The 24183-nt window shown below is 70.4% G+C and carries 17 protein-coding genes; 7 read left to right on the top strand and 10 right to left on the bottom strand.

Features of this window, described 5'->3' with window-relative positions:
* Positions 1 to 28: 28 nt before the first annotated feature.
* On the bottom strand, positions 29 to 2653 hold the full coding sequence (locus ACYVLP_RS19460; protein WP_460628972.1) for a lysylphosphatidylglycerol synthase domain-containing protein: 2625 nt from the start codon (positions 2651 to 2653) through the stop codon (positions 29 to 31).
* Positions 2654 to 2842: 189 nt separating this feature from the next.
* Here ACYVLP_RS19460 and ACYVLP_RS19455 point away from each other — a divergent pair, with 189 nt between their 5' ends.
* Together ACYVLP_RS19455 and ACYVLP_RS19450 are read left to right on the top strand one after the other, a co-directional pair.
* Positions 2843 to 3832 carry a ribose-phosphate diphosphokinase gene (locus ACYVLP_RS19455; RefSeq protein ID WP_460628971.1) on the top strand — a complete coding sequence of 330 codons (990 nt, stop codon included), beginning with the start codon at positions 2843 to 2845 and terminating at the stop codon, positions 3830 to 3832.
* Positions 3833 to 3871: 39 nt separating this feature from the next.
* On the top strand, positions 3872 to 4285 hold the full coding sequence (locus ACYVLP_RS19450) for a DUF3054 domain-containing protein (RefSeq protein WP_460628970.1): 414 nt from the start codon (positions 3872 to 3874) through the stop codon (positions 4283 to 4285).
* A 93-nt stretch (positions 4286 to 4378) separates the two neighbouring features.
* Here the strand turns inward: ACYVLP_RS19450 and arc are convergent, their stop codons facing one another.
* The 4 genes from arc to ACYVLP_RS19430 form a co-directional block, all read right to left on the bottom strand.
* Positions 4379 to 6157, bottom strand: a complete 1779-nt coding sequence (arc, locus tag ACYVLP_RS19445; protein ID WP_460628969.1) for a proteasome ATPase — start codon at positions 6155 to 6157, stop codon at positions 4379 to 4381.
* Positions 6158 to 6212: 55 nt separating this feature from the next.
* Positions 6213 to 7316 carry a tRNA (adenine-N1)-methyltransferase gene (locus tag ACYVLP_RS19440; RefSeq protein ID WP_460628968.1) on the bottom strand — a complete coding sequence of 368 codons (1104 nt, stop codon included), beginning with the start codon at positions 7314 to 7316 and terminating at the stop codon, positions 6213 to 6215.
* An 11-nt stretch (positions 7317 to 7327) separates the two neighbouring features.
* Positions 7328 to 7735 (bottom strand): single-stranded DNA-binding protein, encoded by a 408-nt coding sequence (locus ACYVLP_RS19435; RefSeq protein ID WP_460628967.1) that lies wholly within the window; start codon positions 7733 to 7735, stop codon positions 7328 to 7330.
* A gap of 124 nt (positions 7736 to 7859) precedes the next feature.
* Positions 7860 to 9050, bottom strand: a complete 1191-nt coding sequence (locus tag ACYVLP_RS19430) for a site-2 protease family protein (RefSeq protein WP_452269442.1) — start codon at positions 9048 to 9050, stop codon at positions 7860 to 7862.
* Between the two features lie 105 nt (positions 9051 to 9155).
* Here ACYVLP_RS19430 and ACYVLP_RS19425 point away from each other — a divergent pair, with 105 nt between their 5' ends.
* Both ACYVLP_RS19425 and asnB read left to right on the top strand, forming a co-directional pair.
* Entirely contained in the window at positions 9156 to 9995 is an 840-nt protein-coding gene (locus ACYVLP_RS19425; RefSeq protein WP_460628966.1) for a RecB family exonuclease, read from the top strand.
* A gap of 147 nt (positions 9996 to 10142) precedes the next feature.
* Positions 10143 to 12110, top strand: a complete 1968-nt coding sequence (asnB, locus tag ACYVLP_RS19420) for an asparagine synthase (glutamine-hydrolyzing) (RefSeq protein WP_460628965.1) — start codon at positions 10143 to 10145, stop codon at positions 12108 to 12110.
* 66 nt (positions 12111 to 12176) lie between these two features.
* Here asnB and ACYVLP_RS19415 read toward each other — a convergent pair whose 3' ends face one another.
* Together ACYVLP_RS19415 and ACYVLP_RS19410 are read right to left on the bottom strand one after the other, a co-directional pair.
* Positions 12177 to 13562 carry an aminotransferase class III-fold pyridoxal phosphate-dependent enzyme gene (locus tag ACYVLP_RS19415; RefSeq protein WP_460628964.1) on the bottom strand — a complete coding sequence of 462 codons (1386 nt, stop codon included), beginning with the start codon at positions 13560 to 13562 and terminating at the stop codon, positions 12177 to 12179.
* Between the two features lie 13 nt (positions 13563 to 13575).
* Positions 13576 to 15078 (bottom strand): CoA-acylating methylmalonate-semialdehyde dehydrogenase, encoded by a 1503-nt coding sequence (locus ACYVLP_RS19410; protein ID WP_460628963.1) that lies wholly within the window; start codon positions 15076 to 15078, stop codon positions 13576 to 13578.
* 60 nt (positions 15079 to 15138) lie between these two features.
* On the opposite strand from ACYVLP_RS19410, the gene ACYVLP_RS19405 reads away from it, so the two are divergent.
* Together ACYVLP_RS19405 and ACYVLP_RS19400 are read left to right on the top strand one after the other, a co-directional pair.
* Positions 15139 to 16491 (top strand): aminotransferase-like domain-containing protein, encoded by a 1353-nt coding sequence (locus ACYVLP_RS19405; protein WP_460628962.1) that lies wholly within the window; start codon positions 15139 to 15141, stop codon positions 16489 to 16491.
* 54 nt (positions 16492 to 16545) lie between these two features.
* Complete coding sequence (locus tag ACYVLP_RS19400; RefSeq protein WP_460628961.1) at positions 16546 to 17292, top strand: LysR substrate-binding domain-containing protein; 747 nt, start codon at positions 16546 to 16548, stop codon at positions 17290 to 17292.
* A 47-nt stretch (positions 17293 to 17339) separates the two neighbouring features.
* On the opposite strand, the gene ACYVLP_RS19395 is transcribed toward ACYVLP_RS19400, so the two are convergent.
* Entirely contained in the window at positions 17340 to 17978 is a 639-nt protein-coding gene (locus ACYVLP_RS19395) for an HAD family hydrolase (protein WP_460629060.1), read from the bottom strand.
* Between the two features lie 73 nt (positions 17979 to 18051).
* Positions 18052 to 21831 carry a methionine synthase gene (gene metH / locus ACYVLP_RS19390; RefSeq protein WP_460629059.1) on the bottom strand — a complete coding sequence of 1260 codons (3780 nt, stop codon included), beginning with the start codon at positions 21829 to 21831 and terminating at the stop codon, positions 18052 to 18054.
* A gap of 198 nt (positions 21832 to 22029) precedes the next feature.
* On the opposite strand from metH, the gene ACYVLP_RS19385 reads away from it, so the two are divergent.
* Positions 22030 to 22884 (top strand): PAC2 family protein, encoded by an 855-nt coding sequence (locus tag ACYVLP_RS19385; RefSeq protein ID WP_460628960.1) that lies wholly within the window; start codon positions 22030 to 22032, stop codon positions 22882 to 22884.
* A 16-nt stretch (positions 22885 to 22900) separates the two neighbouring features.
* Here ACYVLP_RS19385 and mshC read toward each other — a convergent pair whose 3' ends face one another.
* Positions 22901 to 24157 carry a cysteine--1-D-myo-inosityl 2-amino-2-deoxy-alpha-D-glucopyranoside ligase gene (mshC, locus tag ACYVLP_RS19380; protein WP_460628959.1) on the bottom strand — a complete coding sequence of 419 codons (1257 nt, stop codon included), beginning with the start codon at positions 24155 to 24157 and terminating at the stop codon, positions 22901 to 22903.
* Between the last annotated feature and the right edge of the window lie 26 nt (positions 24158 to 24183).

Genomic DNA, 24183 nt, shown 5'->3' with positions numbered 1-24183 from the left:
ACAGATGCCGTATGCCGGCCGGCCCAGGTCAGATAGCCCCGATCCTCTGGAGCCGGTTGAGCGAGACCCAGCCGAACGGGATGGGCAGCCAGTACGTCGCGAGGCGGTAGAGCAGCACGGCGGACACGGCCGTGCCGCCGTCCACGCCGATGGCGATCAGGCCCGCAGACATCGCGGCCTCGATGCCACCGAGGCCCCCGGGCGTCGGCACGGCAGACCCGATGATGGCTCCGGCGAAGTAGACGACCGCGATGGCGGCGACCGGCGCCTCGGCGCCGAAGGCCCTCGTCGCGCAGACCAGGGCCGCCACGAACGACATGTCGAGCAGCAGCGCGCCGCCGAGCAGCTGGACGAGCTTCTTCGGGTGCTGGAGCACGCGGAGCACCTGTGGCAGCGCCGAGCGGATCTGCGGCATGACGCGGTCCGTGATGAGCGCACGCACCCGTGGCACGGCCACCAGCACGAGGATGACGATGACGACGATGAGGATCGCGGCGACGAGCACGGGCGACGGGCTGAACGACACCGCGGGTCCCGTGCCGGCAAGGACACCGGAGATGACGAGGAGCGCGAAGTACGAACAGAACTGGGCCACCTGGGCGACACCGACGCTCGCGCCGGCCACGGTCGGCGTCAGGCCCGATGTCTGCAGGTAACGGGTGTTGAGGGCGATGTTGCCGACGGCCGCGGGGGCGACCAGCCCGCTGAAGGCGACGGCGAGCTGCGTCATGTACGTCCGGACGAAGCGCAGGTGGATCTCCACTGCACCCGCCAGGGCCACGGAAGCTCCTGCGAAGGTGGCGGCCGCGAAGAGCAGCAACAGCCCGGCCCAGCGCCAGTCGGCGCCGACGATGACCTGGCCGAAGTCCACCTTCGCCAGCTGGGTGAGGACGAGGTAGGCCGCTACGCCGCCCCCCACCAGGGTGACCAGGCCGCGCAGCGTGACCCGGCGCAGCTGGATGGGCTCGGCGGCGGCCTTCGACGGCCGCAGGGCGACGACTCGCTCGCGCAGCTCGCCCAGGATTCCCTTGTGCCCCTTGATCGCCGCTCGCGTGTCAGGGCTGAGGGCGACCGACTGCAGCAGCGGTGCCGCCCGGACGACTGCCTCCTCGCCGAGCACGGCGACCGCCGAGTCGACGGCGCGCTCGGGCCCGACCGCGAGACCGACCGTGGTGAGCAGCTGGGCGAGGTCGATCCGCAGGCTGATGTCGTCGGCCGCGAGGTCCCCGCTGCCGAGCCGGGCGAGCGCCACGCCACCGTCGTCGTCGACGAGGACCGTCGTCGGGCTGAACGCACGGTGCACCACGCGACGACGGATCAGGGTCTGCGCCATCCGCCACGTCGACTCGAGCTGGGCGTCGGTGACCTCCTCCCCCACCTCACCGATCGGCCGCCCCGACGGCTCCACGTAGGCGATCACCGCCGAGAAGGCGCCAACCTCGCTCACCGCCACTGGTCGCGGCGCCGCGATGCCCGAGTCGCGCAGGAGCAGCCCCATCAGGGTGCGATGCTCGAGCTCGGCCCGCAGCGTGAACGACGGGGGCCGGGTGAACCCGCTGCGGAGCCGAAGGACGCGCAACAGCCGGCGTCCGGACGCCAGCCCGAAGGTGTCTCGGTCGATGACGTGGACGTCCACGGGCCCGTCGTCGGTCGTGCCGGCATACCGCCTGTCACCGGCATCGTTGGCGTCGATGAGCTCGAGCCTGCGAAGCGGCATACCCGTGGCCACGAGCACCCGGCCCACCTCGGTGCCCGGCGGCCGCGTCGAGGTCACCCCGAAGGCGAGCCGGAAGGCGAGGCCCACGATCCAGCCCAGCAGCAGCGAGCTGATCAGCGCCGCGAGCGTCATCACACCCGAGAGCAGCGTCGTGACCAGTGTCGCGAGCACAACGATCGTCGCGATCGGCGAGATCCACTTCCGCCCAGAGATGTCGGCGACGGTGATCAGCGCCACCATCGAGACGACCACGATGTCGAGCGGGCCGGTGCGGCCGGTCGCGGTGGACGCGGGCCTGGTGAGCAGGTCGGTGAGGAAACCGCCGTTGCCGGATGACACGAGGACGGTCAGAACGATGACGAGCACCCCTGCGACCACCGCAGCACCGAGTGCCTGGATGAGCTGCATCGGACGGCGCCGGACCACCAGGTCCACGCCGATGCCGATGGGAAGCAGCAGAACCCCGATGCCACTGGCCCAGCCGAGCAGCGTCAGCAACAGGCGTGGCAGGCCACTCGTGGCCTCGGTGAGGTCCTGCTCGACGGCGCCACGGGTGCCGGCTGCGAGCTCGGCCACGAGGAGCCCTACGACGAGCAGGACGACCGCCACCGCGAGCCGCACGCCGTCCGCGGGGCGACGGACACGCTCCGGGATCGGGGGCTCGACGACTTCGACCGGCAGGTCCGGCTGTGCCGGACCGCTGCCTTCGTCCGCGTGGCCGGGGTCGTCTGGGTTTCCGGGGTCGCCTGGGTCCCCCGGCTCGTTGGGGCCCGCGGGCGCGGGCGCTGAGCCGAGCAGGTCCGAGCCGTCGCGCTCGTCGGATCCGCCCAGCCTGTCCGGGCCCTCGGCGTCCGGCACCTCGCTCCCCTCTGCTCCCCCAGCCACCCTCAAAGGCGGTCCGGCGAGCGCCTTCGCTGCCTCGTGTTCGGTTGACACGCCCTCATCGTGCCTCAGTCGGCTCAGAACGTACCGCTACGACGCGTCTGAGGTCGTGCTGGACACACTCTCAGCGGAACCTGAGACACCGACGGGAGGATGTCCACAGAGGCCCCAGAGGGTCGCGCAGACCGTGCCCCGGTCGGATAGTCTGCGAATCGCACGCGCTTCTCGAGAGGGATGGCTCGAATGAACGATGTCGTCGTGTTCAGCGGTTCCGCGCATCCGTCGCTTGCCGACCGGATCTGTGGCCATCTCGGGGTGACGAGGTCCCCGGTGGACATCAAGCGTTTCAGCAACGACTGCCTGCAGGCGCAGCTGCTCGCCAACTGCCGACAGCGGGACGTCTACCTCATCCAGCCGCTCGTGCCTCCCACCCAGGAGCACCTCATGGAGCTGCTGCTGATGATCGATGCCGCGCGGGGCGCGTCGGCGGCGCAGATCACCGCCGTCATGCCGCACTACGCCTACGCCCGCTCGGACAAGAAGGACGCCTCGCGCATCTCCCTCGGCGGCCGGCTCGTGGCCGACATGATCTCGACGGCCGGTGCACATCGGGTGCTCACGATGGCCCTTCACGCACCTCAGGTCCATGGCTTCTTCTCAACCCCGGTCGACCACCTCACGGCGATCGGGGTTCTTGCTGACCACTTCCGCGACCGGGACCTGCGCAACGGCGTCGTCGTCAGCCCCGACCTCGGCAACGCCAAGGTGGCCACGCAGTTCGCGCGGCTCCTCGGGCTGCCCGTGGCGGCCGGGTCGAAGCAGCGGGTGGCCGACGACCGGGTCGTCATCGAGTCGATCGTCGGTGACGTGTCCGGCCGTCGCGCCATCATCCTCGACGACGAGATCGCCACCGGAGGCTCCATGCTCGAGCTGCTCGACCGGCTCAAGGACGCCGGCACGACCGAGGCGGCCATCGTCTGCACCCATGGCCTCTTCGCCGGCAAGGCCGTCGAACGGCTGCGGGGACACCCATTTGTCACGGAGGTCGTGACCACCGACACCGTTCCCGCCCCGCAAGGGTGGCCCGAGCTCAAAGTGCGGTCCGTCGCGGCACTCTTCGCCGAGGCGATCAGCCGCATCCATCACGGCCGGTCGATCAGCTCCTTGTTCGAGGGCGTGGACCCGATGCACGCACCACCGCAGGCCAGGCTGCCGTTCGAGACGTCGGCGTGAGCAGGGCCCCCTGGTGACAGCCCTCATGAATGCCTGCTCATGAAAACCGTTGCCGCACTGCGCCGCCCGGTCGTGGCGTTCCTGCTCGACGTCGTGCTGGTCATCGTGTTCGCCGCGATCGGCCGGGCCAGCCACGCCGAAGCGAACCCCGTCCTCGGGTCGCTGCAGACTGCGTGGCCGTTCCTCGCCGGCACGGTCGTCGGGTGGCTCGTCGTCCGGACGCTGCGCAAGGGCTGGCCGGTCGACGTCGGGCCGGGGATCACGGTGTGGTTCGCAACCCTGGTCATCGGCATGGTCCTTCGCCGCGCCACCGGTTCGGGCACTGCGCCGAGCTTCGTCGTCGTGGCAGCGCTCGTGCTCGCTCTGCTGCTCCTGGGGTGGCGGGCGCTCGCAGCCTTTGCCGCCCGGCGCACCACGCGACCGCGAGTGGGCGCCGACCCCGGCGACACGTGAGCCCAGCGCGCCGCCGAGGGGTATGCCGCCGCGCGACCTTCGAGCGGCCCGGGGAGCACCCACCCTGCTCGGGTGGGTGCTCCGTGCAGTCGATCAGAGGTACTGGCCGGTGTTCGCGGTCGCGATCGAGCGACCCGGCTCGGTGCCGTCCTTGCCCTTGATGAGCGTGCGGATGTAGACGATCCGCTCGCCCTTCTTGCCGCTGATCCTGGCCCAGTCGTCCGGGTTGGTCGTGTTGGGCAGGTCCTCGTTCTCCTTGAACTCATCGACACAGCTGGCCAGCAGGTGCTCGACGCGGATGCCCTTCTGGGCGGTCGTGAGGAAGTCCTTGATCGCCAGCTTCTTGGCCCGGTCGACGATGTTCTGGATCATCGCGCCGGAGTTGAAGTCCTTGAAGTAGAGGATCTCCTTGTCACCGCCCTGGTAGGTGACCTCGAGGAACCGGTTCTCCTCCATCTCGGAGTACATCCGCTCGACGGCCGCCGTGATCATCGCCTCGACGGTCGCGTCGCGGTCGCCACCGTGCACCGACAGGTCGTGCTCGTGCAGCGGCAGGGACGTGGTGAGGTACTTGCTGAAGATGTCCCGGGCGCTCTCGGCGTCGGGCCGCTCGATCTTGATCTTCGCGTCGAGGCGGCCCGGACGCAGGATCGCCGGGTCGATCATGTCCTCGCGGTTCGAGGCCCCGATGACGATGACGTTGTCGAGCCGCTCCACGCCGTCGATCTCGGCCAGCAGCTGGGGGACGATCGTCGTCTCCACGTCACTGGACACCCCGGAGCCGCGGGTGCGGAACAGGGAGTCCATCTCGTCGAAGAAGACCACGACCGGCGTGCCGTCGGAAGCCTTCTCGCGAGCCCGCTGGAAGATCAGGCGGATGTGTCGCTCGGTCTCACCGACGTACTTGTTGAGCAGCTCGGGACCCTTGATGTTGAGGAAGTAGCTCCGCGTCGGTTCCTCGCCGCTGCGCTCGGCCACCTGGCGAGCCAGTGACGCGGCCACCGCTTTGGCGATGAGCGTCTTGCCGCAGCCGGGCGGCCCGTAGAGCAGGACGCCCTTGGGCGGCTTGAGCGCGTGCTCCTTGAACAGCTCGGGGTGCAGGAACGGCAGCTCGACCGCGTCGCGGATCTGCTCGATCTGCCCGGCGAGGCCGCCGATGTCCTCGTAGGCGACGTCCGGCACCTCCTCGAGCACCAGCTCCTCGACCTCGAGCTTCGGGATGACCTCGTGCACGAAGTTGGAGCGGGGGTCGAGGGCGAGCGAGTCACCAACTCGGATGCGCTCTGCGAGAAGGGGGTTCGCCAGGCGGCACACCCTCTCCTCGTCGCCGTGTGTGACCACGACCACACGGTCCTGGTCGAGGCGCTCCTTGACCGTGACCACCTCGCCGACGCGCTCATAGCCGTGCACCGACACCACGTTGAGAGCCTCGTTGAGCATGACCTCGCGGCCCAGGCCCAGCTCGGCCTGGTCGACCGAAGGGCTGATCGCAACGCGCATCTTGCGACCGCCGGTGAGGATGTCGATGCTGCCGTCCTCCGGGGCGTCGACCACGAAGCCGTACGTGCTCGGCGGCTGGGCCAGCCGGTCGACCTCCTTCTTCAGGGTGACGATCTGCTCGCGAGCGTCCTTGAGCGTGCGCACGAGGCGCTCGTTCTGCGTCGAGAGCGTCGCCAGGCTCGTCTGGACATGGGCCAGCCGTGCCTCGAGCTCACGCGTGCGCTGTGGTGACATACGGGCGGCGTCCCGAAGAGACTCGACCTCGGCGCGCAGCGCGGAGAGCTCTCGCTCCCCCGCCCCCTGGGCACCGGACTCGTGGGAACCGGGCCCCCGGGCACCGGTAGGACCTTGGTTGCGGACGTCGTCTGACATCTCGGCCTCCTCATCCGTCACTCGCACAACGTGACGATTCGACCCTAACTCGCGATCAGCCGATGTCGTCGGACGTTTCAGCCAGTGATCGACGCACGCGCCGGATCGTCTTGTCGCTCTTGACGCGCATACCCAGAGCCTCTGCCGTCCACGCGTCGGCGGGGATGTCGGTCGAGACCGTCGAGCCAGGGACTACGGCGACCTGGGCCGCATCCACGCCCTCGGAGTCGCCGGAGTCCGGACTCGCGTCGCCCGGCCGGCCGCCGACCTGGCCGTAGGCACCCTTGGCGGGTCGACGCTTGCGTTCCGGGGGCTCCACGCCCGGTGCGAGGCGCCGGGTCGTGATGAGGAAGCCCGTGTGGCCGTGCATACGATGCTGTGGGCGCACGGCGAGCCCCTCGAGGTGCCACCCGCGCACGAGCGACTCCCAGGCGCTGGGCTCGGTGAAACCGCCGTGCGCGCGCATTCCCTCCGCGACGCGGCTCAGCTGGGTGGTGGTCGCGACGTAGCAGATCAGGACTCCGCCGGGGATGAGCGCGTCGGCGACGACGTCGAGGCACTCCCACGGCGCGAGCATGTCGAGCACGACCCGGTCCACGGACCCGGCATCGGTGACCTGCGGCAGGGTGTCGACGAGGTCACCCACGGTGATCGTCCACGCCGGGTGGTCCCCTCCGAAGAACGCTCGTCCGTTGCCCTTGGCGATCTCGGCGAAGTCGTCGCGCCGTTCGAAGGACAGGAGCCGACCCTCCTCGCCGATCGCCCGCAGGAGCGACATCGACAGGGCGCCGCTGCCGACACCCGCCTCGACGACGGTCGCCCCAGGGAAGATGTCGGCCATCTGGACGATCTGGCCCGAGTCCTTGGGATAGACGACTGCCGCGCCCCGCGGCATCGACATGACGTAGTCGCTGAGCAACGGCCGGAGCGCGAGATACTCGACACCGGCCGTGTTCGTCACGACGGAGCCGTCGGGCGCACCGATGAGGTCGTCGTGGCGTAGGAACCCACGATGGGTGTGGAACTCACGCCCGGGCTCGAGGGTGATCGTGTGAAGCCGGCCCTTGGGGTCGGTCAGCTGCACCCGCTCACCGGGCTCGAACGACCCACGGCGGTTGTGGGCGACGCCGGTGGCGTGGGGCTTCGGGACGTCGCTCATGGGAGCACAGTCTAGGAGGCGCGAGAGCCGCGTCCCGACAGCCGGCGCACGACACCAGCCTCGACCTCGTAGCGGCTCTGGCGGCCCACAGCGCCACCGAAGAACCGCCGGCGCAGCGCACCACCGATCTCGATGGCCTCGCCGGCACCGAGCCGCAGTGCGGCCCGTCTGGTGGCCGCGGTCCAGCACACGACGTCGATCGTGTCGACGGTGGCGCGCCGGGGTGCCCCTGCCGTCGCGGCACGCGCCCTCGATGGCATACGGCGTGGGACGACGACGCGCAGCGTGACGATGACGTCGCCACTCGGGAGCTCACGCTCCTGTGCCTCCGCAGCCAGGCGCCCCCACAGGACCACCTCGTTGCGAACGGCCTCCTGCTCTGGCGGTCTGGGTGCGGATCGGCTGGCGCTGGCGGCCATCGGTACCTCCTGGTGCTCGGGAGTCGGTCCGCACCACGATGGGCGCTCCCGCGCCGTCTCCGGTTGCGCGAGGGCAACATGTGGACAAGCCCGACCCCGGGCCACGGGGATGTGGACAGCCCAGTCAGCGACGCGAACGCCGGGCCAGCTCCGAGCCGACCACGTCGTTGATCCGCTCCGCGGTCGCCATGCCGCGCACGTGTCGGGTCTGCTCGTCGATCACCACGGCAAGACCGAGCTCGCGCTCGCTCATCACCCGGATCAGGTCGGTGAGCACGGCGGCTGCCGGCAGGGCGACGATCCACGACGACGGCTGGGCCACGGTGACTGCCGAGATCGGCGTGGCCGAATGAGCAGAGGACGGGACTGCCTTGGCCGCATCGTCGTCGACGATCCCGACCGGCCACCCGCTCGGGTCGGCGGCGGCGACCCAGGGACCACTGCGCCCGGGCGACTCGGTGCCCACGCCGAGCGACCAGGCGCCCGTGGCAAGCCCCTGCTCGACCTGCGCGAGGGTGGTCGAGGAAGGCACCACGACCAGCGGCTCGAGCACGTCGTCCGCGGGCCCGGACGTGGCGTCGTGGATCTCACCCGACCGGATCGAGGCGTTGGCGCCGCGCCAGAGGAAGACGCCGATCATGCCGGTCACCACGAGAGCGAGAACGGTGGGCCGTTCGCCCTGCAGCAGCGGGATGCCCACGAACCAGACCACACTGCCGATGGCGACCAGGCGTCCGAGCCAGCCGGCGGCGAGGAGTCCTGCCCCTTTGCGTCCCGTAGCGCGCCACACGAGCGAGCTGACGATCTGGCCACCGTCGAGCGGCAGGCCCGGAAGCAGGTTGTAGAGCCCGACGAACAGGTTGGTGTACGTCATCGCGTCGAGCACGCCGTTGGCGAGCTGGTTCGTGACGACCGACTGCAGGAGCCAGGCGACCAGGGCGAGCAGGAGGTTGGACACCGGCCCGACCACGGCGATGAGTGCCGTGGACATCGGCGTCACGCCACGCGTGTCGTACACCGTGTGACCGCCCCACACGTCGGCCACCACCCGGTCGACGCCGTGGCCGCGCGCCCTTGCGGCAAGCGCGTGGGCCGCCTCGTGCACCAGCACGGACACCAGCAGCATGACCGCGCTTGCGGCGGCGACGGCGACGGCGAAACCGACCGAGCGCCCGCTGCTGGTCAGGCTCGGGGCCACCAGGCCGAACATGAGCAGCACGAGCAGCGGCCAGGACCGTCCGAGATAGACCGGGGTCCCCCCGAGGCTGCCGATCCGCCACCCGGGGGCGGCGTCCGCACGGGCGGGAGTGCTCATAGGAGAGACCCTAAGCCCTGCGCACGGTCACGGCCTGTGCCGGGTCTGTGGGGGCTCTGTGGATGGCGGCCCGGAACTGTCGGCAGCGCCGCATACAGTCACAACATGGTCTCCGCACTGTCACCGAGCCGGGCCTCGGACTTCATGACCTGCCCGATGCTGTACCGGTTCCGGGTCATCGACAAGCTGCCGTCTCCGCCCACACCGGCGACGGCTCGCGGAACGCTGGTGCACGCCGTCCTGGAGCGGCTGTTCGACCTGCCGGCCGGCGAGCGCACGCTCACGGCCGCTGTTGGTCTCGTGCCTCAGGAGTGGGAGCGGCTCGTCGGGGAGGAGCCGGCCATGCTCGAGCTGCTGTCGGCGCAGGAGGGCAGCACCGACGAGTGGTTCGCCGGCGCCGCAGCGCTCCTGCAGACGTGGTTCGGTCTGGAGGACCCGACGCGCCTCGAGCCCGCCGAGCGCGAGCTGTACGTCGAGACCGAGATCGACGGGCTCGTCCTTCGCGGCTACATCGACCGCCTCGACGTCGCCCCCAGTGGGGCGATCCGCGTCGTCGACTACAAGACGGGACGCTCACCGGCTGAGCACTTCGAGGCCAAGGCGCTGTTCCAGATGAAGTTCTATGCGCTCGTGCTGTGGCGGCTTCGAGGGCAGATCCCGAAGCGGCTGCAGCTGGTCTACCTCGGCAACAGCGAGATCGTGGCCTACGAGCCGGACGAGCAGGACCTGCTCGGCACCGAGCGCAAGGTCAAGGCGCTCTGGGCGGCCATCGAGCGGGCGGCCGCGACCGAGGACTGGCGGCCGAGTCCGAGCCGCCTGTGCGACTGGTGCGAGCATCGGTCCCTCTGCCCCGCCTGGGGCGGCACCCCTCCCCCACTGCCCGCAGACTCGGCCCAGCGGGCCCTTGACCCATCGGTCACCGGACTCGTCGAGATCGACTCCTGAGGCTCCACATCGGCTGCGCGAGCGCGGCGCGGGGCCGGTACCGGCTCGTCCCCACCAACCACTCAGACGCCTCCCAGCGCTTACCGACACCCTCGAGAGGGCACGGATCACCTGACGTGCCGTCGTTCGAGCGGGAGGAAACGGCAGATGTGTGGGATCGCCGGGTACTTCGGGCTGGCGCCCGACCGGGCGCTGCTCGACCGGATGAACGCGGCCCAGCAGCACCGCGGACCCGACGGCTCCGGCGTGCACCTGGACGGTGCGGCCGGCCTGGCGCACCAGCGTCTCGCCGTCATCGACCGCGAGGGCGGTCGCCAGCCGATGAGCACCCCGGACGGCCGGTACACCCTGGTCTACAACGGCGAGGTGTACAACCACGGCGAGCTCAGGCAGGAGCTGGAGGCGCTCGGGCGCACGTTCACAACGCGCTGCGACACCGAGGTCGTGCTCCACGCGCTCGCCCAGTGGGGCGAAGCCGCGCTCGACCGGTTCAACGGCATGTTCGCCCTCGCGCTCTGGGACCGCGACGCGCAGACGCTCACCCTCGCTCGTGACCATTTCGGCATCAAGCCCTTGCACGTCGCCCGGGTCGGCCGGCCGGGCTCCGGTGAGACGGGTGAGGCCGGTGAGTCCGGTGAGTCCGGTGAGGCTTGGCTCTTCGCCAGCGAGATCCGCCCGATCCTGGCGACCGGACTCGTCGAGCCCCGGCCTGATGACCGGAGCGTGTACCGGTACCTCTGCTTCCGCGTCCATGACGACGGGCCGCACACGTTCTTCGACGGCATCGAGCGCGTGCTTCCGGGCGAGGTCCTCACCATCTCGGCGCAGGGCGTCCGCAGGCGCGCCTTCACCTCGCTGCGCGGGGACCTGCTCGTGGAGCCGTCCGGCCGGGACGAGCGGCACGATCCCGACGTGAGCGCCCACTTTCGCGGAGCACTGACGCGAGCGGTCCGGATGCGGCTGCGCGCCGACGTGCCGGTCGGCACCTCGCTGTCGGGAGGTCTCGACAGCTCGGCCGTCACTGCGCTCATCGACGAGCTGCTCCCCGACGAGTCCGCGCGCTCGGTCGGTCCACGGCAGAACACCTTCTCAGCGGTCTTTCCCGGCTACCGCAACGACGAGCAGCGCTGGGTCGACGCCGCGCTCGACGGTCGGCGCGACCGGGTCAGCGGCCACACCGTCAAGCCGGCCAGCCGGCAGCTCGTCGCCGACCTCACCGACTTCGTGCGGGCCCAGGAGGAGCCGGTCATCTCGTCGGGGCCGTACGCGCAGTACTGCGTGATGCGCGAGGCGAGCCGCCACGTGACCGTCATGCTGGACGGCCAGGGCGCGGACGAGGTGCTCGCCGGCTACGTCCCGCAGGTGGTCGTGCACGTGCGCGAGCTCCTCGGCCGACACCGGGGACGTGGCGTCCGCGAGGCCTTCGCGCTCCGCGATGTGTTCGCCGGGCTGGTGCGCAACCGGGCCCGCCGCGTGCTGCCCACCGTGCGCTCCGCCTCGGTGACCCCCCTGCTCGACCCCGCCTTCGGCACCGCGCACCGCACCGAGAGGTATGCCGCGCCGACCAGCTCGTTGCGCGAGCGGCTCGTCCACGACCTGTTCGTCGGGTCCCTCCCCTCGCTGCTTCGATACGAGGACCGCAACTCGATGCGTTTCTCGGTGGAAGGCCGCGTTCCCTTCCTCGACCCCGACCTGGTGCGTTTCGTGTTCGCGCAGCCGGACGCATCGGTCGTGGGCGCCGGCTGGAACAAGCGTCTCCTTCGCGAGGCGGTGCGCGACGTCCTGCCGGAGTCGATCACGTTGCGCCGCAACAAGATCGGCTTTACCACTCCGCAGAACGAATGGTTTCACGAGATGGGCGACGTGGTGCGAGACGTCTTCGTGTCGGAGTCGTTCGCACGCCGTCCGTACTTCGACCAAGCGGCCGTGGTGGCTGCCTTCGACGACTGGCTCGCCGGTCGCAGCGGTCATGACTCGATGGTCTTCTGGCGCATTCTCAACGTAGAGCTGTGGCTGCGAGAGTTCTGCGACGTGGCGCCCGTAGGCGCCGCGGGTGAGTCGGCAGCACCGACGCCGGAATCGGTGCGCCGGAGCACGCCGGTCGGCACCCCGTGACGGTTCCGGGCCACAAGACCGCGTCGGCGACCACCCACTGAGGCGGATGGTCGCCGGCAACGTGGGTCAGCCCGTCGTGAACTCGTCTGCGACGTCGAGCGCCGCGTCCAGGATGTCGAGCCCCTCGATGGCCTCCGCCGGCGTCGTCGTGCACGGGGGCACGACGTGGGTGCGGTTGAAGTGTGTGAACGGCCAAAGACCCCGCTCCTTGCAGGCCGCGGCGAACCGGGCCATCGGCGCTGCCGCATCGCCCGACGCGTTGTAGGGCACGAGCGGCTCCCGGGTCTCCCGGTCACGCACCAGCTCCACCGCCCAGAAGACCCCGAGGCCGCGGACCTCACCGACGCTCGGATGCTTGGCCGCGATCTCGCGAAGGCGAGGGCCGATCACCTCTGTCCCGAGGCGCCGGGCGTTGTCGATGATGCCCTCCTCGTGAAAGGCGTTGATCGAGGCCACGGCAGACGCGCAGGCGAGAGGGTGTCCGGAGTACGTCAGGCCGCCCGGAAAGGCCTGGGTCTCGAAGCTGGCCCGGATCTCGTCAGAGATGACGACTCCGCCGAGCGGGACATACCCGGAGTTCACACCCTTGGCGAAGGTGATGAGGTCGGGGCGAAGGTTCCAGCGGTCCACCGCGAACCACTCGCCGCAGCGACCGAACCCGGACATCACCTCGTCGGCGATCAGGACGATGCCGTGCTCGTCGCACAGGTCGCGCACGCCTTGGAGGTACCCGTCCGGAGGGACCAGGATGCCGTTGGTTCCGACGACGGTCTCGAGGATGACCGCAGCGATCGTGTGCGCGCCCTCGACCATGATCGTGTCGCGCAGGTGCGCGAGGGCGCGGTCGCGCTCCTGCTCCTCGGTCTCGGAGTGGAAGGCCGACCGGTAGGTGTACGGCCCCCAGAAGTGGACGATGCCGGGAAAGCCGGGCTCGGACGGCCAGCGGCGCGGGTCACCGGTCAGGGTGATGGCCCCGGCCGTGGCGCCGTGGTAGCTGCGGTAGGTCGCGAGCACCTTGTGCCGGCCCGTGTGCAGCCGGGCCATCCGGATGGCGTTCTCGTTCGCCTCGGCCCCGCCGTTGGTGAAGAACACGGCCGTCAGCCCTTCGGGCGCGACGTCGGTGATGAGGCGTGAGGCCTCGCTCCGCGCGTCGTTGGCGAACGACGGCTGGATCGTCGTGAGGCGCGCGGCCTGCTCCTGGATGGCGGCCACGACCTTCGGGTGCTGGTACCCGATGTTGACGTTGACCAGCTGCGAGCTGAAGTCCAGGTAGCGCTTGCCGGCATAGTCCCAGAAGTAGGACCCCTGGGCTCGGGCGATCGGCAGTGGGTCGATCAGGCCCTGAGCGGACCAGGAGTGGAACACGTGGGCGCGGTCGAGCGACCGCACCTCGGTCTCGGTCATGGCGTCGAGATGGGCACTCACCGCGGTGCGGTGCTCGAGGTCTGTCATGTCAGCGGTCCTGTCAGCGGGTGCGGGGAAAGCCGAGGTCGATCGACGAGGTGGCCGGGTCGGGCCAGCGTTGCGTCACGACCTTTCCGCGCGTGTAGAAGTTGATCCCCTCGGGACCGTACATGTGGGTGTCTCCGAAGAGGGAGTCCTTCCAGCCGCCGAAGGAGTAATACGCGACCGGGACCGGGATCGGCACGTTGATACCGACCATGCCGACCTCGACCTCGTTCTGGAACCGTCGGGCGGCACCGCCGTCACGGGTGAAGATCGCCGTGCCGTTGGCGTACTGGTTGCTGTTGATCAGGGCGAGCCCCTCGTCGTAGGTGGCCACGCGCACCACGGACAGGACGGGGCCGAAGATCTCGTCGCGGTAGACGGTCATGTCCGGCGTCACGTCGTCGAGCAGCGTCATCCCGAGGAAGAAGCCGTCGCCCGGGATCTCTTGGCTGCGGCCGTCGACCACGACCGTCGCCCCGGCCGCCTCGCCGGCGTCGACGTAGCCGGCCACCTTGTCTCGGTGCTCGCGGGTGATGAGCGGACCCATGTCGGTGCCCTGCTCGCTGCCCGGCCCGACCTTGAGCGAGGGCAAGCGGGACGAGATCGCCGTGACGAGCCGGTCGCCGACGTCGCCGACGGCTACCGCGACCGACAGGGCCATGCACCGCTCACCTGCGGCCCCGTAAGCCGCTGACACGATCGAGTCGGCGGCGAGGTCGATGTCCGCGTCGGGAAGCACCAAGGCGTGGTTCTTGGCCCCGCCGAGCGCCTGGACGCGCTTGCCGTTCGCGGTGCCGCGCTCGTAGATGTACTTGGCGATCGGCGTCGACCCGACGAAGCTCACCGCGGCGACGTCGTCGTGGTCGAGCAGTGCGTCGACGGCCTCCTTGTCGCCGTGCACGACGGTGAAGACGCCGTCGGGTAGACCCGCTTCCTTCCAGAGCTCGGCCAGGAACAGGGACGCGGACGGGTCCTTCTCGCTGGGCTTCAGCACGAAGGCGTTGCCGCAGGCGATCGCGTTGGCGCACATCCAGAGCGGCACCATCGCGGGGAAGTTGAACGGCGTGATGCCGGCCACGACACCGAGCGGCTGACGGATGCTGTAGACGTCGACCCCGCTCGCGGCCTGCTCGGAGAATCCGCCCTTGAGCAGCTGGGGCACTCCGGAGGCGAACTCGACGTTCTCGAGACCCCGAGCGATCTCGCCGGCCGCATCAGAGAGCACCTTGCCGTGCTCGGAGGTGATGATCGCGGCGAGGTCGTCCGTGCGGTCGTGAAGGAGCTGGCGGAAGGCGAAGAGCACTGCGGCGCGCTTGGACAGCGAGCTGGTGCGCCACTCCTGGGCTGCGGCCACCGCCGTCTTGACGGCGGCGTCGACCTCGGCGAGGGACGCGAGCGGCACCACAGCTGTCTGCTCCCCTGTGGCGGGGTCGTGCACGGGGGCTGTGCGGCCGGAGGTGCCCGGGACCCGAGAGCCGGAGATCCAGTGGTCGATAGGCGTCAGCGAGATCGTCGTCATGGCGTCCAGATTACGTGCCACATACGCGCGGTACAAACGATTCTTTGCTACGTTACAAACATGCGCGCCGTCATCTCCACCATCGAGGAACGCCTCGATGCCCCCACCGCAAAGGGCCTCGCCCAGGCGGTGACGCGCGCGATCCGCGACGCCGCCCTGGCTCCGGGCGACCAGCTCCCGCCGATCCGCAAGGTCGCCGAGGAGCTGATGATGTCACCGACGACGGTGAGCGCCGCGTGGCAGCTGCTCGCGCGGTCCGGGACGATCCACTCGGACGGCCGGCGCGGGACCACCGTCGCACCTACCGTCCGCGGCGGCGAGCGGTACACCCGAGCACTGCGCCATGCCTCACCTGCCACCCTCGACCTGTCGACCGGCATACCCGACAGCGCGCTGCTGCCCCACCTCGGGCCGGTGCTGGCCAGCCTCAGCGACCCGACCACCCCGAGCAGCTACCTGGACGACCCGGTTCTCGACGAGCTGAAGGCGGTGCTGCTGAAGGAGTGGCCGTATGCCGTCGACGACCTTCTCGTGACCGACGGCGCCATGGATGCCCTCGACCTCGTGACCCGCGCGCTGCTGCGCCCGGGCGACATCGTCCTCGTCGAGAATCCCGGCTTTCCACCGCTGCTGGACCTGCTCGAGGACCGCGGGGTCGAGGTGGTGGGCCTGCCGCTCGACGAGACGGGCATAGACCTCGATGCCGTCGAGACCGCACTCGCCCGCCGCCCGGCGGCCCTCGTGCTCCAGCCCCGCGGCCAGAACCCGACCGGCATATCGATGTCGCCCACCCGCGCTCGACGGCTGGCGGCCCTCCTGCGCGGTCACGATTGCCTCGTCGTCGAGGACGACTCGAGCGGGCCGATCTCGACCTCCCCGCCGATCAGCCTCGGCACGTGGATCCCCGACACGGTGATCCACGTGCGGAGCTTCAGCAAGTCTCACGGCCCCGACCTGCGGCTCGCGGCGGTGAGCGGCCCGAGCACGCTGCTCGCACCGGTGCGGCACGCCCGCGCCCTCGGCCAGGGCTGGTCGAGCCGGCTGCTGCAGCGCGTCCTCGCCGGGCTCCTGCGTGACCAGGAGGCGACGCGGGTGGTCAACCGGGCCCGCGCCGAGTACGCGCGGCGCCGGGATCTCGTCGTGAGACGCCTGGCGGAGCGCGGCGTCGAGGTGCCTGGCACTGACGGGCTCAACATCTGGGTCCCGGTGCGTGACGAGCCGGCCGCGGTCCTGCGGCTGGCCAGCCAGGGGATCGCGGTGACCCCCGGCTCGCCCTTCTCGGTCCAGGGGGCCTCCGGGCCGGCGGGACACGTGCGTGTCACTACCGGTCTGGTCAGAGAGGGCCACGAGGAGCTGGCCGACCGGATCGCCGACGCCGCGGAAGCAGGCGCCTGGACCGCGCAGCATCGCTGAGCGGACGCGCGTTCGGCTAGCCTCGAACCCGACCCCGAGAGGCCGGAGACGCACATGAGCGAAGCCTTCCGCATCGAGTTCGTGGCCGGCGTGACGCCCGACAAGTGGGTCCGCACCTGGACGCGGCGGAAGCCTGACGAGCCGATCGAGGCCGTCGCGGTCGAGGACGACCCCGAGCTGGGGTCCCTGCGCGACGGCACCGCGTCGATGGGCCTGGTGCGGCTGCCCGTCGACCGGCGAGGGATGCACCTGATCCCGCTCTACGAGGAGGTCCCCGTCGTGGTCGTCGCGAAAGACCACCCCGTTGCGGCATACCAGGTGGTGGACGTGGCCGATCTCGGCCATGAGGTGCTGGTCCAGCGCCCCGAGGACGTGCCCGAGTGGCTCGCGCTCGCGTCGCCCGACGTCCTCGACCGGTCCCGGGCCATGCCGGCCATGACGGCGAAGGACGCCATCTCGGTGGTCGCGTCAGGCTCCGGGATCGTCATCCTTCCGATGTCGATCGCCCGGCTGCACCACCGCAAGGACGTCGTGCATCGCCCGGTCGCAGGCGTCGCGGGCTCGACGGTCGGGCTGGCGTGGCGGGTCGATGACACCGACCCCCGCATCGAGGAGTTCATCGGGATCGTGCGGGGACGCACCGAGCGCAGCAGCCGGGGTGGGGATCAGCCGAGCTTGCCGCCGACCGAACGGACGGGTGATGGGCGGGCCCGGTCGCTGCCCCAGCGCGGTGCCGCGCCCCGGCGTGCCACCCGCACCAAAGGCGGCCAGCGGCGCAGCCAGCGACGCGGACGCCACTGACCCGCCACGGCCACCACTCGCGCCGGCAACGGGGCGATCTCGCCCCGTCAGGGCCGGCGCAGCACCGGCGCCACGATCGTCATGAGGTCGGTGGCCGACACACCGGCCAGCGTGTCGATGCGGACGGATCCCTCGGTGTCCGGGACGGGGACGACGTGCGGGATCGCGATCGTCGGCACGCCCGCGGCTGTGGCCGACCGGACGCCGGCCGGTGAGTCCTCGATCGCGACGCAGTCAGCGGGCTCGGCGCCGACGAGGCGCACCGCGGCCAGGTAGGGCTCGGGGTGCGGCTTGCCATGGCTCACCTCGTCGCCGGTGACCAGGTGGCTGAACGCGCCGTCCGGCAGGTTGGCCACGACCGTGTCCGCGAGCGTGCGCCATGACATCGTCACCAGCAGGGAGGGCACGCCGAGGGACCCGAGCTCGGCGAGCAGCTCTCGCGCGCCCGGCCGCCACGGGACCCGCTGCCCTACTTGGGAGATGACCCGCGCGAGCAGGGCGTCGATGATCTCCGGCACGCTCAGCTCGATGCCGGACTGGTCGAGGATCAGCTGCGCCGAGACCTCGAGCGCGTTGCCGACGAGCTGGTGGGCGAACTCGTCGCTCCACACCCCACCGTGTTCGGCGACCAGCTCGTGCTCGGCCTGGATCCAGTACGGCTCGGTGTCGACGAGAGTGCCGTCCATGTCCCAGAGGACCGCCGCCGGGAGGGTGGGCCGGTACGCCTCGTCGAGGTCGGTCTGCGACGCGGTCACCGGGTCAGTCCTCCGGGTCGTAGGCGAGGTTGGCCGACAGCCAGCGCTCGGCCTGGGCCAGGGTCCAGCCCTTGCGGTCGGCGTAGTCCTGCACCTGGTCGCGGCCGAGGCGCCCCACGACGAAGTACTGCGACTGCGGGTGCGAGAAGTACCATCCGGACACCGACGCGCCAGGGGTCATGGCCATGCTGTCGGTCAGCTCGATGCCGGTGTTGGCCTCGACGTCGAGCAGGCTCCACAGCGTCGCCTTCTCCGTGTGCTCCGGGCACGCGGGGTACCCAGGGGCGGGCCGGATGCCGGAGTACTGCTCCTTGATCAGGGCCGCGTTGTCGAGGTGCTCGTCGGGGGCATACCCCCAGAACTCCTTGCGGACCCGCTCGTGGAGCCGCTCGGCAAAGGCCTCGGCGAGCCGGTCGGCCAGCGACTCGAGCAGGATCGCGTCGTAGTCGTCGAGCTTCGCCCGGAAGTCGGCGACCCTCTCGGCCGCACCGAGGCCCGCCGTCACCGCGAAACCGCCGATCCAGTCACGGGTCCCGGGCGGCGCGACATAGTCCGCGAGGCTGCGGTTGGGCACGCCCGCGCGGTGGTCGCCCTGCTGGCGCAGGTGGTGCAGGACGGCGATGGGAGCCTCACGGGACTCGCCGGCATACACCTCGATGTCGTCGCCGACGGCGTTGGCCGGGAAGAAGCCGATGACGCCGCTGGCGCGCAGCCAGCGCTCCTGCTCGATGCGGTCGAGCATGGCCTGCGCGTCGTCGTAGAGCTTGCGTGCGGCCGGTCCGCTCGCGGGGTTGTTGAGGATGTCGGGGAAGCTGCCCTTGAGCTCCCAGGCGTTGAAGAACGGCTGCCAGTCGATGTAGCGGCGGAGCTCTCCTAGCGAGTAGTCGTGCAGCACCTTGACGTGCTGGGTGACCGTGCGCGAGCGCGTGATTGTCGAGACGTCCTTCTCCTGCTGGAGCAGCAGGTGGGGCCGTGGGGGCCGGTACCCTTCCCAGCTGATCGGCGAGCGACGCTCCCGAGCCTGCTCGAGGGTCACGAGCGGGCGGTCGTGCTTCGAAGCATGGCGGGCGCGCAGGGCGTCGTAGTCAGCCTTGACCTGTGCCATGAGCCTCGGCCGCTGCTCGTCGCTGAGCAGTGCCGCGGCGGTGGGCACCGACCGTGACGCGTCCTTGACCCAGACGACCGGACCGTCGTAGCGCCCGTCGACCTTGACCGCGGTGTGCGCGCGAGAGGTCGTCGCCCCGCCGATGAGCAGCGGGATCGTCATGCCCGTGCGCTGCATCTCCGCGGCGAAGCTGACCATCTCGTCGAGGGACGGCGTGATGAGCCCGGAGAGCCCGATGAGGTCGGCGTCGTGCTCTCTCGCGGCGTCGAGGATGGTCTGCGCCGGCACCATGACACCGAGGTCGATCACCTCGTAGTTGTTGCACTGCAGGACCACGCCGACGATGTTCTTGCCGATGTCGTGGACGTCGCCCTTGACCGTGGCCATGACGATCGTCCCGTTGGTGTCCTTCTGCCTGGCCAGCTCGGGGTTGTTGGCCTTCTCCTCCTCGATGAACGGGATGAGGTGGGCGACGGCCTTCTTCATGACCCGGGCGCTCTTGACGACCTGCGGGAGGAACATCTTGCCGGAGCCGAAGAGGTCCCCGACGACGTTCATGCCGTCCATGAGGGGTCCCTCGATGACCTCGATCGGACGGCCGCCGCGTTCGGCGATCTGGGACCGCAGCTCCTCGGTGTCGGCCTCCACGAAGGCGTCGATGCCCTTCACGAGCGAGTGTGCGATCCGCTCGGCCACCGGCAGCGACCGCCACTGCTGTTCGGCCGCCTCGTCGACCGCCCCGGACCGGTTGTGCGCTTCGGCGATCTCCAGGAGCCTCTCGGCCGCGTCGGGCCGTCGGTTGAGCACGACGTCCTCGATGCGCTCGCGCAGCTCTGGGTCCACCTCGTCGTAGACGGCGAGGGCCCCGGCGTTGACGATGCCCATGTCGAGGCCGGCGCCGATCGCGTGGAACAGGAAGACCGCGTGGATCGCCTCGCGGACCGGGTTGTTGCCGCGGAACGAGAACGAGACGTTCGAGATCCCGCCGGAGACCTTGGCACCAGGGAGGTTCTGCTTGATCCACCGGGTCGCCTCGATGAAGTCGAGGCCGTAGGCCGCGTGCTCCTCGATGCCGGTCGCGACGGCGAAGACATTCGGGTCGAAGATGATGTCCTCGGGCGGGAAGCCGACCTGCTCGGTGAGGATCCGGTAGGCGCGCGCGCAGATCTCGGTGCGGCGCCGGAGCGAGTCCGCCTGCCCTTGCTCGTCGAACGCCATGACCACCGCTGCGGCGCCGTAACGCCGCACCAGTCGGGCGTGCTCGATGAAGGGCTCCTCGCCCTCCTTGAGAGAGATCGAGTTGACGATCGCCTTGCCCTGGACGCACTTGAGCCCGGCCTCGATGACCTCCCACTTCGAGGAGTCGATCATGACCGGCACCCGGCTGATGTCGGGCTCGCTGGCGATGAGCTTGAGGAAGCGGTCCATGGCCGCCACGCCGTCGATCATGCCCTCGTCCATGTTGACGTCGATGACCTGGGCTCCGCTGTCGACCTGCTGGGCCGCAACGGACAGGGCGGCGTCGTAGTCGCCGTCCTTGATGAGGTTGCGGAAGCGCGCGGAGCCGGTGATGTTGGTCCGCTCGCCCACGTTGACGAAGAGGCTGTCGTCGGTGATGGCGAACGGCTCGAGCCCGGACAGCCGCATCGCCGGGCTGATGGCCTGGACGCTGCGCCGGTCCTTGCCGTCGACGGCCTTGGCGATCGCCGCGATGTGCTCGGGCGTGGTGCCGCAGCAGCCGCCGACGAGGTTGACCAGACCGGCCTCGGCGAACTCGGCAACGATCGCAGCCGTCTCCTCGGGCGCCTCGTCATACTCGCCGAAGGCGTTCGGCAGCCCCGCGTTGGGGTAGCACGACACGAACGAGTCGGCGATGCGCGCCATCTCGGCGATGTAGGGCCGCATCTCCTTGGCCCCGAGCGCGCAGTTGAGCCCCACCGCCAGTGGTGACACGTGCCGGATGGAGTTCCAGAACGCCTCGGTCACCTGCCCGGACAGCGTGCGCCCGGACGCGTCGGTGATGGTGCCGGAGACGACGACGGGCCAGCGACGCCCTCGCTCGTCGAACAGCGTCTCGACGGCGAAGATGGCTGCCTTCGCGTTGAGAGTGTCGAAGATGGTCTCGATGAACAGCACGTCGGCCCCGCCGTCCACGAGGCCCCGCGCGGCGTCGAGGTATGCCGCGACGAGCCCGTCGTAGGACACGTTGCGGGCCCCGGGGTCGTTGACGTCAGGCGATATCGACGCGGTCCGGGTCGTCGGGCCGAGGGCCCCCGCGACGTAGCGCGGCCGGTCCGGCGTGCGGGCCGTCATCGCGTCGGCCTCGCGCCGGGCCAGGGCGGCCGCCTCGTAGTTGAGCTCGTAGGCGAGCTCCTGCATGCCGTAGTCCGACAGCGACACCGCGGTGGCGTTGAAGGTGTTCGTCTCGATGATGTCGGCGCCGGCCTCGAGGTACTCACGGTGGATGCCGGCGATGATGTCGGGCGCCGTGATGGTCAGCAGGTCGTTGTTGCCCACGACGTCGGTAGGCCAGTCCGCGAACCGCTCGCCTCGGTAGCCGGCCTCGTCGGGCCGGTCGCGCTGGATGGCAGTGCCCATGGCGCCGTCGATGATCATGATCCGCTGGGCGAGCGTCGCGGTCAGGGTCTCGGTGGCATCGGGTTGCGGCTGGGGCGCCAGGGTCAACGTGGCTCCTCTCGGGCTGGAGGCCGGGGTTTGTGGCCGTGTGAGGGGACCGGCCCGATTCTACGGACCTGCTGCGAAGGTCTTCCGCACTGCCCGCTCTTCGGTCGGATCAGCCGCGTCGTCGGCACGCTGACGGCCGCCCGGCATAGGCTGATGGGGTGGGCCGTCCGGGCCCGCGGCGAAGGAGGCCACGTGCTGGAGTTCGAGGACGTACCGGAGCTCACCGACCCGGTGCTCATCGCTGCCTTCGAGGGCTGGAACGACGCCGGCGAGGCTGCGAGCAGCGTGGTGCGCCACCTGAGCGAGGTGTGGGACGCCGAGGTCATCGCGGCCTTCGACCCCGAGGACTACTACGACTTCCAGGTCAACCGGCCCCGCGTGTCCATCGAGGAGGGTCGGCGGGTGCTGTCCTGGCCGACGACACGCATCCTCGTGGCCACCGAGACGGGCTTCGACCACGACGTCGTGCTGGTCCAGGGCATCGAGCCGTCGATGCGGTGGCGCGCCTTCACGGCCGAGCTGCTCGACCTGGCCCAGCAGCTCGGCGTGACGACGATCCTCACCCTCGGGGCCCTGCTGGCAGACGTGCCTCACACCCGGCCGATCCCCGTCACGGCGACGGCCGAGGACGATGCGGTGCTCCACCGGTTCGACCTCGAGTCGAGCCGCTACGAGGGCCCGACCGGCATTGTCGGCGTGGTCAGCCACACCGCCGCGGAGTTCGGCATCCCGACCCTGTCGGCGTGGGCCGCCGTGCCGCACTACGCCGGTGCGCCACCGTCTCCGAAGGCCACGCTCAGCCTGCTCCGCCGGATCGAGTCACTCCTCGGCATCACCGTGCCCCACGGCGAGCTCGAGGAGAACGCCCGTGCCTGGGAGCGCGGCGTGGACGAGCTGGCGCAGTCCGACGAGGAGGTCGCCGAGTACGTCCAGTCCCTCGAGGAGGCGCAGGACACGGCCGAGCTGCCCGAGGCGAGCGGGGACGCGATCGCACGCGAGTTCGAGCGCTACCTTCGCGGTCGCGACGACGACCAGTCGGGTCGGTAGCCCGAGCCGCGGGTCGTCAGAGCCGCACGCCGAGGATGGCGTCCAGGGCTCGCGCGAGCACGCCCGGAGCGCCGGGGTCGTCCCCGCCGCGGGAGAGCGCCTGGCTGGCCCAGCGGTCCACCGCGGCAAGTGCCTTCGGGCTGTCCAGGTCGTCGGCCAGCGCTGCGCGAATGTCGTCGACGGTCTGGTCGGCGACCGGGCCCCCGTTGCCCGACAAGGCCTTTCGCCATGTCTCGAGTCGCTGCTGCGCGTCGACGAGCTGGCCGTCGTCCCAGATCCAATCGTCCCGGTGGTGCCGAGCGAGCAGGGCCAGCCGGATCGCCATGGGGTCGACGCCTTCGCGACGCAGCTGTGACACGAGCACGAGGTTGCCGCGGCTCTTGCTCATCTTCTCGCCGTCGAGGCCCACCATCCCCTGGTGCACGAAGGCGCCGGCGAAGGTCTCGGTGCCGGCGAGGGCACGCCCGTGGGCCGCGCTCATCTCGTGGTGCGGGAAGATGAGGTCGGTGCCACCGCCCTGCACGTCGACCGGGACGCCGAGGTGATCCATCGCCAGGCATGCGCACTCGATGTGCCATCCCGGGCGGCCCCGGCCGAGGGACCCACCGTCCCACTCCGGCTCCCCGTCACGGTGGGCGCGCCACAGCAGGGCGTCGAGCCGGCTGCGCTTGCCCTCTCGGTCAGGGTCTCCCCCGCGCTCCTGGAAGACCTCGAGCATCCCCGCCTCGTCGAGGTGGCTCACAGCGCCGAACCGCGGGTCCTTGGCCGTGTCGAAGTAGTAGTCGCTCGCTCCCTCACGGGACGCGTCGGGGGCCGGGACGGCATACGCCCACCCGTCGGCCACGAGCCGCTCGATCGGCCCGACGAAGGTCGGGATGCTCTCGACGGCCCCGAGATACTCGTCGGGCGGGATCACGGCCAGCGCCGTCATGTCCTCGCGGAAGAGCGCGATCTCGCGTGTGGCGAGCTCCTCCCACGGTATGCCGTCGCGCTCGGCACGCTCGAGCAGCGGGTCGTCGATGTCGGTGATGTTCTGGACATACCGGACGGCGCGGCCGCTGTCGCGCAGCACCCGGCCAAGCAGGTCGAACGTCACGTAGGTGGCCGCGTGACCGAGGTGGGTGGCGTCGTAGGGGGTGATCCCGCAGACGTAGACGGTGACCGTGTCGCCGGTGCCGACGGGCACGAGGTCGCCGGATGCCGTGTCGCGGACGCGCACCTCGGGCGCGCGGCCGGGGACCTGGGGGATGAACGGCATCGGCCAGCTTCTCACGCGCGCAGCCTATCCCGGCGACCTCA

Source organism: Intrasporangium mesophilum, assembly GCF_054783095.1.
This window is presented reverse-complemented; position numbering and strand designations above follow the sequence as displayed.

What these genes read in the sequence shown, in the direction of transcription:
- ACYVLP_RS19455 (WP_460628971.1), top strand. Translation starts at nt 2,843, where the DNA reads ATGAACGATGTCGTCGTGTTCAGCGGTTCCGCGCATCCGTCGCTTGCC.
- ACYVLP_RS19450 (WP_460628970.1), top strand. Translation starts at nt 3,872, where the DNA reads ATGAAAACCGTTGCCGCACTGCGCCGCCCGGTCGTGGCGTTCCTGCTC.
- arc (WP_460628969.1), bottom strand. Translation starts at nt 6,157, where the DNA reads ATGTCAGACGACGTCCGCAACCAAGGTCCTACCGGTGCCCGGGGGCCC.
- ACYVLP_RS19440 (WP_460628968.1), bottom strand. Translation starts at nt 7,316, where the DNA reads ATGAGCGACGTCCCGAAGCCCCACGCCACCGGCGTCGCCCACAACCGC.
- ACYVLP_RS19435 (WP_460628967.1), bottom strand. Translation starts at nt 7,735, where the DNA reads ATGGCCGCCAGCGCCAGCCGATCCGCACCCAGACCGCCAGAGCAGGAG.
- ACYVLP_RS19430 (WP_452269442.1), bottom strand. Translation starts at nt 9,050, where the DNA reads ATGAGCACTCCCGCCCGTGCGGACGCCGCCCCCGGGTGGCGGATCGGC.
- ACYVLP_RS19425 (WP_460628966.1), top strand. Translation starts at nt 9,156, where the DNA reads ATGGTCTCCGCACTGTCACCGAGCCGGGCCTCGGACTTCATGACCTGC.
- asnB (WP_460628965.1), top strand. Translation starts at nt 10,143, where the DNA reads ATGTGTGGGATCGCCGGGTACTTCGGGCTGGCGCCCGACCGGGCGCTG.
- ACYVLP_RS19415 (WP_460628964.1), bottom strand. Translation starts at nt 13,562, where the DNA reads ATGACAGACCTCGAGCACCGCACCGCGGTGAGTGCCCATCTCGACGCC.
- ACYVLP_RS19410 (WP_460628963.1), bottom strand. Translation starts at nt 15,078, where the DNA reads ATGACGACGATCTCGCTGACGCCTATCGACCACTGGATCTCCGGCTCT.
- ACYVLP_RS19405 (WP_460628962.1), top strand. Translation starts at nt 15,139, where the DNA reads ATGCGCGCCGTCATCTCCACCATCGAGGAACGCCTCGATGCCCCCACC.
- ACYVLP_RS19400 (WP_460628961.1), top strand. Translation starts at nt 16,546, where the DNA reads ATGAGCGAAGCCTTCCGCATCGAGTTCGTGGCCGGCGTGACGCCCGAC.
- ACYVLP_RS19395 (WP_460629060.1), bottom strand. Translation starts at nt 17,978, where the DNA reads ATGGACGGCACTCTCGTCGACACCGAGCCGTACTGGATCCAGGCCGAG.